The sequence below is a fragment of the Vibrio sp. A2-1 genome, assembly GCF_021728355.1.
Classification (GTDB): domain Bacteria; phylum Pseudomonadota; class Gammaproteobacteria; order Enterobacterales; family Vibrionaceae; genus Vibrio; species Vibrio splendidus_K.
On record NZ_JAKKCO010000002.1, the window covers coordinates 788,372 to 800,644 of the forward strand.

Below are 12,273 nucleotides of genomic sequence, written 5' to 3' on the forward strand. Positions count from 1 at the left end.
GATTACTTATTACCTTTACAGGTAATGTTAGTAACCTTAGTCAATATGTCGAGTCGTACTGACTGATTAGTCTAGAGTACGTTTAACTTCAACAATTTCGAATACTTCGATCTGGTCACCAACGCGAACGTCGTTGTAGTTCTTAACGCCGATACCACACTCGTAACCATTTTTAACTTCTTGAACGTCATCTTTAAAGCGACGAAGTGACTCTAGTTCACCTTCGTAGATAACAACGTTTTCGCGAAGTACGCGGATTGGGCTGCTACGCTTAATCGTACCTTCAGTAACGATACAACCAGCGATTGCACCAAGTTTAGGCGACTTAAATACGTCACGAACTTGAGCAAGACCAATGATCTCTTGACGGAATTCAGGAGCAAGCATACCGCCCATCGCCTGTTTCACTTCGTCGATCAGTTGGTAAATGATTGAGTAGTAACGTAGATCTAGGTTTTCATTCTGAACAGTACCACGCGCAGTTGCGTCAGCACGAACGTTGAAACCAAGGATGATAGCGTTAGAAGCGGCTGCAAGAGTTGCATCAGTTTCCGTAATACCACCAACACCAGAACCTACGATGTTCACTTTAACTTCGTCAGTTGACAGTTTCAGTAGAGAGTCAGCAATTGCTTCTACAGAACCTTGAACGTCAGCTTTAAGTACAACGTTAAGTTCAGCAACTTCACCAGCCGTCATATTCGCGAACATGTTCTCTAGTTTCGCTTTTTGTTGGCGAGCTAGTTTAACATCACGGAATTTACCTTGACGGTAGTTCGCAACTTCACGCGCTTTACGCTCATCGCGTACAACCGTTGCTTCATCACCTGAAGCAGGAACGCCAGAAAGACCTAGAATTTCTACAGGGATAGATGGACCTGCAGTTTCGATGTCTTTACCGTTTTCATCGCGCATTGCACGAACACGGCCGTACTCTTGACCACAAAGAACGATATCGCCTTTGTTAAGAGTACCAGACTGTACTAGTACTGTTGCAACTGGACCGCGGCCTTTATCAAGACGAGATTCAACAACAACACCAGATGCCATGCCTTCTTTAACTGCTGTAAGTTCAAGAACTTCAGACTGAAGAAGGATAGCTTCTAGAAGACCATCGATGTTTGTACCCTGTTTTGCAGAGATGTGAACGAAGATGTTCTCACCGCCCCATTCTTCAGGAATAACGTCGTATTGAGCTAGCTCATTCTTAACGTTGTCTGGGTTTGCACCCTCTTTGTCGATCTTGTTCACAGCAACAATCAGAGGAACACCTGCCGCTTTCGCGTGCTGGATAGCTTCGATTGTTTGTGGCATTACGCCATCATCAGCGGCAACAACAAGTACAACGATATCTGTCGCTTGAGCACCACGAGCACGCATAGCTGTAAACGCCGCGTGTCCAGGAGTATCAAGGAACGTGATCATGCCGTTGTCAGTATCTACGTGGTAAGCACCAATGTGCTGTGTGATACCGCCAGCTTCGCCAGACGCAACGTGTGCTTTACGAATGTAATCAAGTGTAGAAGTTTTACCGTGGTCAACGTGACCCATGATAGTAACAACAGGAGCACGACCTTCTGCGACAGCATCGCTATCACGGTCAGCTAGCACTGCTTCTTCTAGTTCGTTTTCTTTACGTAGGATAACCTTGTGACCCATTTCTTCAGCAACAAGTTGTGCTGTTTCTTGGTCGATCACTTGGTTGATAGTCGCCATAGCGCCCATCTTCATCATTACTTTGATAACTTCAGTTGCTTTAACTGACATTTTGCTAGCCAGTTCAGAAACAACGATAGTTTCGCCAATAGCAACATCAGATTTAGCAACAGTTGCTGACTTATCGAAGCCTTGCTGCATTGAAGTTGGTTTAGCAAGCTTACCTTTACCGCCACGACCACGTTGGTTACGACCACCACGATTGTTGCCAGGTTGAGCTGCTGGAGCAGGTTTCTTCTTGCGACGACGAGGAGCTTTCTCATCTTTTTTATCAGCCGCATCTTCTGCTTCACGAGCATAAGTAGAAGTAGTCACATGGTAATCCGCAGATTTCTCTTGCTCTTTCTTCTTCTTCTCTTCTTCAGACCAACGTTCTTGGTTTTCTTCTGCTAACTTACGAGCTTCTTCAACAAGCTTAGCTGCTTCAGCTTCGGCTTTACGAGTTGCTTCTTGCTCTTGACGAGTTTTAAGTTCATCCGCTTCTTTTTTCGCTTGTGCGTTAGCGTCTGCATTTTTTGAATTCATGTCTTTTTTAGCCTTTTCAGCTTGTGCGCGTTGAGCCTTCTCTTCAGAATCACGTTTTGCATCCGCTTCACGTGTTACTTTTTCTTCGGCTTCGCGCTGTGCTTTCTCTGCAGCATCACGTTTCGCTTGCTCTTCAGCATCGCGTTGTGCTTTCTCTTCCACTTCACGATTAGCTACTTCCTCAGCTTCACGTTTCGCTTCATCTTCAATAGTGCTGCGCTTCACGTAAGTACGCTTTTTACGTACCTCTACTTGAACATCCTTACTCTTACCGCCTCCAGCGGCAACACTTAGCGTGCTGCGGGTCTTGCGTTGAAGAGTTAAACGAGTCGGTTCTGTTTCGCCTGAAGTATCGCCATGCTCCTTTTTAAGGTGCGTTAGCAATGTTTGCTTCTCTGAATCAGTCACTTGATCCGACCCTGCTTTCTTCATTCCTGCATCAGCAAGTTGTTCAATTAAGCGGTCAACTGGCGTACCAATCTCTTCACTCAGTGCTTTAACTGTTAATTGTGTCATACCGCTTTCTCTCCTTGCTGAATTATTCTTCGTCGCCGAACCAACAGATGTTACGCGCAGCCATAATCAGCTCGCCTGCTCGCTCTGCAGTTAGGTCTTCGATGCCTTCTAGTTCATCAACGCCTTGGTCAGCTAGGTCTTCCAATGTCGCAACGCCTTTTGCTGCTAGCTTGTAAGCCATTTCACGCTCAAGACCTTCAAGTGCAAGTAAGTCTTCAGCAGGCTCAACACCATCGAAAGTCTCTTCTTTCGCTAGCGCTAGAGTAGTCAGTGCGTCTTTCGCGCGGTTACGTAGTTCTTCAACGATACCTTCGTCTAGACCATCTACTTCAAGAAGCTCGTTCACAGGAACGTATGCCACTTCTTCAAGTGTAGAGAAGCCTTCTTCAACAAGCATTTGAGCAAAGTCTTCTTCAATGTCTAGGTGCTTCATGAAGTTTTCAATAGAAGCAACTGCTTCTTCTTGGTGCTTCTTCTCTAGATCAGCAACAGTCATTACATTCAGTTCCCAACCCGTTAGTTGAGAAGCTAGACGTACGTTTTGACCGCTACGGCCAATCGCTTGTGCCAGGTTATCGGCTTCAACAGCGATATCCATAGAGTGTGCATCTTCATCAACGATGATTGAAGCAACATCAGCAGGCGCCATTGCGTTAATAACGAACTGAGCTGGGTTATCATCCCAAAGAACGATATCGATACGCTCACCGCCAAGATCATTAGAAACAGCTTGTACACGTGCACCACGCATACCAACACACGCACCAACAGGGTCAATACGTTTGTCGTTTGTTTTCACAGCGATTTTAGCACGAGAACCAGCGTCACGTGCAGCACCTTTAAGTTCAATTAGCTCTTCACCAATCTCAGGCACTTCAACGCGGAATAGTTCAGCTAGCATTTCTGGCTTCGAACGAGTAACGAAAAGCTGGAAACCGCGAGCTTCTGGTTTAACTGCGTAAAGAAGACCACGAACACGGTCACCTGGACGGAAGTTTTCACGAGGAAGTTGGTCGTCACGAAGGATTACCGCTTCAGCGTTGTTACCTAGGTCTAGAATAACTGTGTCACGGTTAACTTTCTTAACTGCGCCAGTTACGAGCTCGCCTTCGTTGTCAATAAACTGTTCAACGATTTGAGCACGTTCTGCTTCACGTACTTTCTGTACGATAACTTGCTTAGCCGTTTGAGTCGTAATACGGTCAAACGTTACTGATTCGATATCATCTTCAATGAAACCGCCAAGTTCGATCTCTGGATCATCGTACTTTGCAGCTTCAATAGAGATTTCTTTTGTTGGGAATTCTACTTCCTCAACAGCTTCCCAACGGCGGAAAGTTTCGAAATTACCCGTTTTACGGTCAATTTCTACACGAACTTCAATTTCTAATTCGCTTTTCTTTTTTGTTGCCGTTGCAAGCGCGATTTCAAGCGCTTCAAAAATACGCTCACGAGGAACTGCTTTCTCATTTGAAACAGCTTCTACTACCGCCAAAATTTCTTTGTTCATTAATCTAGCCTCTTAAGCTCTTCTCTCTAGGAGAACTAAAATTTAGGGATCAGGTTAGCTTTCGCAATATTGCTCAGGACGAATTCTTCTTCTTGTCCTTCAACCAATACTTTCACTGTCTCGCCTTCGATAGATTGGATATCACCTTTCCATTTACGACGGTTGCCGACAGCCATTTTCAAAACGATGCTTACCTCGTGACCAATAAATTGTTGGTAATGCTCTGCTTTGAACAGTGGTCTCTCTAAACCTGGTGAAGACACTTCAAGGTTATAAGCCACTGAAATTGGATCTTCAACGTCCATTACGGCACTTACTTGGTGACTCACCTCAGAGCAATCATCTACATTGATACCATTTGGTGAATCGATGTAAATACGTAGCGTTGAGTGCTCACCAGCACGAATAAATTCTAATCCAACTAACTCATAACCTGATGCTGCTACTGGAGCGTCAAGCATTTCAGTAAGTTGTCTCTCTAAACCAGTCATTTAACCACTCCAGAAACAAAAAAAGGGCTCAAAGCCCAATTTAAATTCCAAGCAAACATTATCATCTAAAGGCATTTACAAATGCTTAGATAACAAAAAACCCCGTATAAGCCGGGGTTTTTGTTGCTGGACCCTTATATGTTAAGTGTCATCACATTCGATATCACACTTAACTCACAGTGAGGTTCACACTGTGCAAACTTGCTACCAATACAAGCTATATAATAGCATTGAAATTGGTTGCGGGAGCCGGATTTGAACCGACGACCTTCGGGTTATGAGCCCGACGAGCTACCAAACTGCTCCATCCCGCGTCCGACTTGTGAGCATTATACGCCCAACAAGATGTTTTACAAGTTTGTAAACATGGTGCCGAGAGAGGGACTCGAACCCTCACACCCTAAGGCACTAGCACCTCATGCTAGCGTGTCTACCAATTTCACCATCTCGGCATCAAATCTTTGCAGCTTATTGTGGAATTTCGTCGCCTTGCGTCGGAACTTCACTCACTGCATCTTCAGCTTGCTGAATTACCTGACCTTGAGTCGGGTCAATCCATTGTGACTCAGTTTTATGTGTAGACATATTACCAAGCACTAAGCTAAGGATAAAAAATGTAGTTGCAAAAACTGCAGTCATTCGGGTAAGGAAATTTCCTGAGCCACCAGCACCAAACACAGTGTTTGAAGCGCCAGCACCGAAAGAGGCTCCCATATCTGCGCCTTTACCTTGTTGAATCAACACTAGGCCAATTACACCAAGCGCTGCCAACAGGTAAATCACAAGTAGAACTGTAAACATTTTTCCACCTATGTTCCTAATTGTTGAGCCAGCGCCGTTCAAAAAACTATTTTCAAGAACAAGGCTAGCGACCTCCTAACTGAAGGCCGAGCAATACTAGCGAATGCGACGATGGCTGACAAGGGGAATTTGCTAAAAAATAAGCCTTTACCAAGCGAATGGTTAAAAAAAGGTCAAAAGCGACACAAAACTCATTTACGTCTCTTTTGACCGTTATATCTCTTGACCGCTATATCTTTTGACCGTGATATAACTCAATCACTTCTAATCACAGGCGCTATTCGTTTCGCCGGTTAAGTAAAAGGTTAAATTAGCAGTTTGCTTTTACTGCATCAGCGATCTTAAGCGCTGAAGATTGAACAAGCTCAGCATCTTCGCCTTCAACCATGACACGCAGTAGTGGCTCGGTACCAGACTTGCGTAATAGCACACGACCTTTCTCGCCAAGCTCTGCTTCTACTTCAACAACCGCTGCTTTTACCGCTTCGGCTTCTAGTGGGTTTGAATCTCCGCTGAAACGAACGTTTTCTAGAACTTGAGGGTATAACGTCATGCCCTGAGACAGCTCATTCAGTGTCATTTCGCTATCAACAACTGAAGCCAACACTTGCAGAGCAGCAACGATAGCATCACCCGTCGTCACTTTATCTAATAGGATAACGTGACCCGAATTTTCTGCCCCGATCTTCCAGCCTTTAGCAAGAAGTTGCTCCATGACGTAACGGTCACCAACAGCAGCACGTACAAATGGAATACCTAATTGCTTAAGGCCATTTTCCATACCAAGGTTGGTCATTAGTGTACCAACAACGCCACCTTTCAACTCACCGCGACGCAGTGCATCACGAGCAATGATGTAAGCAATTTGGTCACCATCAACTTTGTTGCCTAGCTCGTCAACCATGATGATACGGTCACCGTCACCATCAAAGCCTAGGCCTAACGCTGCTTGTTCTTCAAGTACTTTAGCTTGCAGAGCACGCACATCTGTCGCACCCACTTCGTGGTTGATGTTAGTACCATTTGGCTCAACACCCATTGCAATCACTTCAGCGCCCAACTCTTTAAATACCGCTGGCGCAATGTGGTAAGTCGCACCATGTGCGCAATCCACCACAATTTTCATGCCCGCTAACGTCATTTTGTGTGGGAATGTACTTTTACAAAATTCAATATAACGGCCAGCTGCATCATTTAAACGTACAGCTTTACCCAATGCAGAAGATTCCACGCACTCGATATCTTTATCTAGTTCAGCTTCGATAGCCAACTCAATGTCATCCGACAATTTAGTGCCTTCAGAAGAGAAGAACTTAATGCCGTTGTCATAGAAAGGGTTATGCGATGCAGAGATAACGATACCAGCTTCAGCACGGAAAGTTTGTGTTAAGTAAGCAACAGCAGGTGTTGGCATTGGGCCAGTAAACGTAGCCTGAAGACCCGCAGCAGCAAGGCCAGCTTCTAACGCAGACTCAAGCATATAGCCAGAGATACGAGTATCTTTACCAATGATCACTTTCTTGGTGCCCTGCTTCGCAAGAACACGACCTGCAGCCCAGCCAAGCTTCAGAACAAAATCAGGTGTAATCGGGTATTGGCCAACTTTGCCACGTACACCATCTGTGCCGAAGTAACGTCTTTTATCAGACATATTGATTTTCCTTAATTATTATTAGTGATTGTTATTCATCACTTCGATTATCTTCATCGCTTCCAATGTATCTTCAACATCGTGAACGCGAATAATTTGTGCGCCTTTCATTGCTGCGATAGTCGCGCAAGTGACACTGGCTACCATGCAATCTGCTGGGGCCTTGTCCAGTAGCTTAAAGATCATCGATTTTCTCGACATCCCCGCCAAAACTGGCAACCCAAGCGTATGAAATTTTTCAAGGTGCGCTAATAGGTGGTAATTGTGTTCAATGGTTTTACCAAAACCAAAACCAGGGTCCAGAATCAGCTGTTCTTTTGAGATGCCTACAGCCTCACAAGCTTCCACTCTTTCTTGTAAGAATGCTTCAACATCCGTTAGAACGTCGTCGTAAACTGGGCTAGCTTGCATGGTTCTTGGTTGGCCTTTCATGTGCATCAAGCAAACAGGAACATTAGCCTCAGCGGCCGCTTGTAGGGCACCTGGCTCTTGTAAAGCGCGTACATCATTGATCAAATCAGCACCCGCTTCAACAGCTTGGCGCATCACTTCCGCTTTGCTGGTATCAATAGAAATCCAAACATCAAACTTGGCACGAATCGCTTTAATTGCAGGAATAACTCGAGCAAGCTCTTCCTCTAAGGAAACGTCCGGAGCTCCAGGGCGAGTCGATTCACCACCAATATCAATAATGCTAACGCCGGCTTGAATCATTCGTTCAGCTTGCAGCAATGCATTGTCTAATGAGCTGAATTTTCCGCCATCAGAGAAAGAATCAGGCGTGACATTGAGGATACCCATTACATGTGGGCGGTCTAAAACGAGCGTTTTATTATTTGCTTTTAATATCATGAAAGGCAGGTCTTAAAGAGTAAAAAATACCTTGAGCTATAAACAGAAAAACCCTGAGCGTACTCAGGGTTTTAATTTATAGCTTAGCGATTAAGAATCTTTGTTTTGAGTATCATCTGATTCAGATTTAACTTCTTCAACTTTCGATTCTTCTGGGTCGGCTTTAGCTTGTTCTTCTGATTTAGCTTCAGCTTCAGGCTTGGCTTCTTCCTTTGCAGGTTCTGCTTTTGCTTGATCACCCCAACCAGCAGGCTCGCGAATCTCGTCTTTACGTTCCATCAAGTCATCAATCTGACCTGCATCAATCGTTTCAAACTTCATCAGCGCATCTTTCATCGAGTGCATGAGGTCCATGTTCTCTTCAAGAATCTGCTTCGCACGAGCATAGTTACGGTCGATAAGAATACGAATTTCTTCATCGATAAGTCGAGTTGTATCGTCAGAAACATGTTTCGCTTGGCTCATGCCACGACCTAGGAAAACTTCGCCTTCTTCTTCAGCATATAGAAGAGGACCTAGTTTTTCAGAGAAGCCCCACTGCGTTACCATCTTGCGAGCAATATCAGTTGCACGTTCGATATCGTTAGATGCACCAGTCGAAACCTTGTCTTTACCGTAAATTAGTTCTTCAGCAAGACGACCACCGTACAAGCTAGAGATCATTGACTCTAGGTGCTGGCGAGACATGCTTACGCGATCTTGCTCAGGTAGGTACATAGTCACACCAAGTGCACGACCACGTGGAATGATTGACACCTTGTACACTGGATCGTGTTCAGGTACCAAACGACCAACAATTGCGTGACCTGCTTCGTGGTAAGCTGTTGACTCTTTCACTTCTTCAGACATCACCATTGAACGGCGCTCTGCACCCATCATGATCTTATCTTTCGCAAGTTCAAACTCAACCATCGATACATTGCGCTTGTTACCACGAGCTGCAAATAGCGCCGCTTCGTTCACAAGGTTCGCAAGATCTGCACCAGAGAAACCTGGAGTACCACGAGCAATCAGAGATGGTTCAACATCACCTGATAGTGGAACTTTGCGCATGTGCACTTTAAGAATCTGTTCACGACCACGTACATCAGGTAGACCTACCACAACTTGACGGTCAAAACGACCAGGACGAAGTAATGCAGGGTCTAGCACGTCGGGACGGTTAGTCGCAGCGATAACAATAATACCTTCGTTACCTTCGAAACCATCCATCTCAACCAGCATTTGGTTAAGTGTTTGCTCACGTTCATCGTGACCACCACCAACACCAGCGCCACGTTGACGACCTACAGCATCGATTTCATCGATAAAGATGATACAAGGTGCGGCTTTCTTCGCTTGCTCGAACATGTCACGCACACGAGATGCACCAACACCAACAAACATTTCAACGAAATCAGAACCAGAGATAGTAAAGAACGGTACTTTCGCTTCACCAGCAATTGCTTTTGCAAGCAATGTCTTACCAGTACCAGGAGGACCGACCAACAGGATACCTGTCGGGATCTTACCACCCAGCTTTTGGAAGCGACTTGGGTCACGAAGGTAATCCACAAGCTCTTTCACGTCTTCTTTTGCTTCGTCACAACCAGCAACATCAGCAAACATCGTTTTGATTTGTTCTTCGCTCATCATTCGAGCTTTGCTCTTACCAAAAGACATCGCGCCTTTACCGCCGCCGCCGCCTTGCATTTGACGCATGAAGAAAATCCACACACCAATCAGTAAGATCATTGGGAACCATGAGATGAAGATAGTGCCAAGCAGACTCTGCTCTTCAGGTGGTGTACCCTGAACTTTTACGTTTTGATTAATTAAGTCATCAAGTAGCTTTTGATCATAAACAGGCATGTAAGTTACATACTTAGAGCCACCACCACGACGTGTGAAAGTGATTTCGCTGTTATTGAACTGTGCGTCTTGAATCTGGCCTTGGCCAACTTCCTGTACAAACGTGGTGTAATCTACTGCTCTGCCGTTACTTTCCCCAGGGCCGAAGCTCTGGAATACCGACATCAACACTACCGCGATAACAAGCCACAGAATTAAATTTTTTGCCATGTCACTCAAGGTGTAAGCCTCTCGATAACTAATTGTAATTAAAGGTAGGGTACTACAGTTTGTAACCTGTAGCCATGTTGTTAACTCTCACTCTTGGAAGAGAATCGTTAACCTTTGTAACCAGTTGCTACGATAAACACTTCACGAGATCGAGCACGAGAAGAGTCGGGTTTTCTAACTTTGACTGTTTTAAACATCTCACGGACGTCCTTAACATATTGGTCAAACCCTTCGCCTTGGAATACTTTTACAACAAAACTACCATTGGTAGCTAGAACTTGTCGACACATATCCAAAGCTAATTCAACTAAATACATAGCTCTCGGCTGATCCACAGAATTGTTGCCTGCTATATTAGGTGCCATATCCGACATCACGACATCAACCATGTTTGGTTGTATACGTTCCAACAAGGCATCTAGCACAGCTTCTTCGCGGAAATCGCCTTGTAAAAAGCTCACTCCAGCAATCGGATCCATAGGTAGCAAGTCACAAGCAATGATTTGACCGTTGTCTCCGATAATCTTAGCAGCATATTGAGACCAACCGCCAGGCGCTGCGCCCAAATCCACAATGGTCATCCCAGGAGTCAGCAATTTATCTTTCGTTTGAATCTCTTCCATTTTGAAATAAGCACGCGAACGATAGCCTCTTTTTCTTGCTTCATTTGCATACTTGTCGTCGAAGTGTTCCTTCAACCAACGGCCTGAACTGGCCGAGTGTTTCTGTTTGCTCATTGGATACCTAAATTGGAGGAAAGTACTAATTGCTGAATAAATTATAGTCTTCAGCTTTAGATGGCGTTAAAATAGGTTTTTTCAACCCTAATACTAAATAAAATTGGCCGCGTAATGAACCTAAGTACCAAACAAAAGCAGCATCTAAAGGGCCTAGCTCACAGTTTAAAACCTGTAGTGCTAATGGGCGCAAATGGACTTACTGAAGCTGTTCTAGCGGAAATCGAATTAGCTCTAGACCACCACGAACTGATCAAGATTAAAATTGCATCAGAAGACCGTGAGACTAAGCAACTGATTATCGATGCAATTGTACGTGAATCTAAAGCTGAGAAAGTACAGACTATCGGTAAAGTTCTAGTACTGTTCCGTCAGTCAGAAGCACGTAAAATCGAGATTCCACGCAAATAAGCGAGTTTGACATCAAGCTAGCTCCACAATAAGAAAGCCACTGTGCTTACCTTTTAGTGTAGCGTGAGAAACGAAAAAGGTCGCATTAGCGACCTTTTTACTTATCAGAAACAAAGAAAATTCAATTAGATATATTCTACTTTGTCGATTTCGAAGTCCTTGTCACCACCAGGGGTAGAGATCAGTACTTCGTCGCCTTCCATCTTACCGATAAGACCACGTGCAATTGGTGATTTCACCGAAATGCGGCCTGTTTTGATTTCAGCTTCATCTTCAGAAACGATTTGGTAACGGAATTCTTCATCCGTATCTACGTCGATCAGAGTCACTGTCGTACCGAAGATAATCTTACCCGTATTATCCATCTGCGTTACATCGATGATCTGAGCTAACGATAGCTTGTATTCGATATCTCGAATTTGAGCTTCACAGATACCCTGCTCTTCACGAGCGGCGTGGTACTCTGCATTCTCTTTCAAGTCACCGAGTTCACGAGCTTCACCAATAGCTGCTGAAATAATAGGACGTAGCTTAAGTAGGCGATCTAATTCGTCACGTAGCTGCTGAGCGCCACGCACTGTCATTGGAACCTTTTCCATTTTTTACCTCTATGCCAAAGCTTTCTTTGGCCAACATAAATCCACCCAACATAGTTATTGGGTGATAGAAACAAAACGATTTGGCTTAGTGTAAACAAACTTTATGGCTAAATCACCTTTATTCCACTTTGCGTTATAAAAGCTTTATCTAGGTCTAAATTACAGACATCACAAAAATGAATAATAACCCACCCATCAATAAGTCAGCGTTCAAATACCTAAAAAAAACAAAAACAAACCAAATAAACACAGATCACACTTTTATAAAAAAACAATAAAAACAGAAGCTTAAATGACATTAAATATAATAAAACAGTGTTCACAATTTTTATTGATATCATTTTACTAACTGACTATGGAACTTTAGGGGTAAAAAGTACCTCATGAATTGCTCTGGCAAGTT

At 44.2% G+C, this 12,273-nt stretch carries 10 protein-coding genes and 2 tRNA genes; 1 reads left to right on the forward strand and 11 read right to left on the reverse strand.

All coding sequences use genetic code 11. The features are described 5' to 3' along the window. Window positions 1–66: 66 nt before the first annotated feature. The 10 genes from infB to rlmE all read right to left on the reverse strand — a co-directional run bounded on the left by infB (window position 67) and on the right by rlmE (window position 10,860). Entirely contained in the window at window positions 67–2,757 is a 2,691-nt protein-coding gene (gene infB, locus L3V33_RS11155; RefSeq protein WP_004734497.1) for a translation initiation factor IF-2, read from the reverse strand. A gap of 22 nt (window positions 2,758–2,779) precedes the next feature. Then, the gene (gene nusA / locus L3V33_RS11160) at window positions 2,780–4,267 is read right to left on the reverse strand and encodes a transcription termination factor NusA (protein ID WP_004734499.1); all 1,488 of its coding nucleotides are present in this window, start codon (window positions 4,265–4,267) and stop codon (window positions 2,780–2,782) included. A gap of 35 nt (window positions 4,268–4,302) precedes the next feature. After that, on the reverse strand, window positions 4,303–4,758 hold the full coding sequence (rimP, locus tag L3V33_RS11165) for a ribosome maturation factor RimP (RefSeq protein WP_004734501.1): 456 nt from the start codon (window positions 4,756–4,758) through the stop codon (window positions 4,303–4,305). 237 nt (window positions 4,759–4,995) lie between these two features. Continuing rightward, window positions 4,996–5,072, reverse strand: a tRNA-Met gene (locus L3V33_RS11170). A 53-nt stretch (window positions 5,073–5,125) separates the two neighbouring features. Then, window positions 5,126–5,210: transfer RNA gene (locus L3V33_RS11175), tRNA-Leu, on the reverse strand. A 16-nt stretch (window positions 5,211–5,226) separates the two neighbouring features. Further along, window positions 5,227–5,559 carry a preprotein translocase subunit SecG gene (secG, locus tag L3V33_RS11180; protein ID WP_004734504.1) on the reverse strand — a complete coding sequence of 111 codons (333 nt, stop codon included), beginning with the start codon at window positions 5,557–5,559 and terminating at the stop codon, window positions 5,227–5,229. A 310-nt stretch (window positions 5,560–5,869) separates the two neighbouring features. Beyond that, a complete protein-coding gene (gene glmM, locus L3V33_RS11185) occupies window positions 5,870–7,210 on the reverse strand; it encodes a phosphoglucosamine mutase (RefSeq protein ID WP_017084246.1) in 1,341 nt (446 codons plus the stop codon). A 21-nt stretch (window positions 7,211–7,231) separates the two neighbouring features. Continuing rightward, a complete protein-coding gene (gene folP, locus L3V33_RS11190) occupies window positions 7,232–8,062 on the reverse strand; it encodes a dihydropteroate synthase (protein ID WP_237290387.1) in 831 nt (276 codons plus the stop codon). A 90-nt stretch (window positions 8,063–8,152) separates the two neighbouring features. After that, a complete protein-coding gene (gene ftsH / locus L3V33_RS11195; protein ID WP_054547518.1) occupies window positions 8,153–10,123 on the reverse strand; it encodes an ATP-dependent zinc metalloprotease FtsH in 1,971 nt (656 codons plus the stop codon). 107 nt (window positions 10,124–10,230) lie between these two features. Continuing rightward, entirely contained in the window at window positions 10,231–10,860 is a 630-nt protein-coding gene (gene rlmE, locus L3V33_RS11200) for a 23S rRNA (uridine(2552)-2'-O)-methyltransferase RlmE (RefSeq protein ID WP_004734508.1), read from the reverse strand. Window positions 10,861–10,974: 114 nt separating this feature from the next. Here rlmE and yhbY point away from each other — a divergent pair, with 114 nt between their 5' ends. Continuing rightward, a complete protein-coding gene (yhbY, locus tag L3V33_RS11205; RefSeq protein ID WP_102534910.1) occupies window positions 10,975–11,271 on the forward strand; it encodes a ribosome assembly RNA-binding protein YhbY in 297 nt (98 codons plus the stop codon). A gap of 125 nt (window positions 11,272–11,396) precedes the next feature. Here yhbY and greA read toward each other — a convergent pair whose 3' ends face one another. After that, on the reverse strand, window positions 11,397–11,870 hold the full coding sequence (gene greA, locus L3V33_RS11210; protein ID WP_065205118.1) for a transcription elongation factor GreA: 474 nt from the start codon (window positions 11,868–11,870) through the stop codon (window positions 11,397–11,399). Window positions 11,871–12,273: the final 403 nt, after the last annotated feature.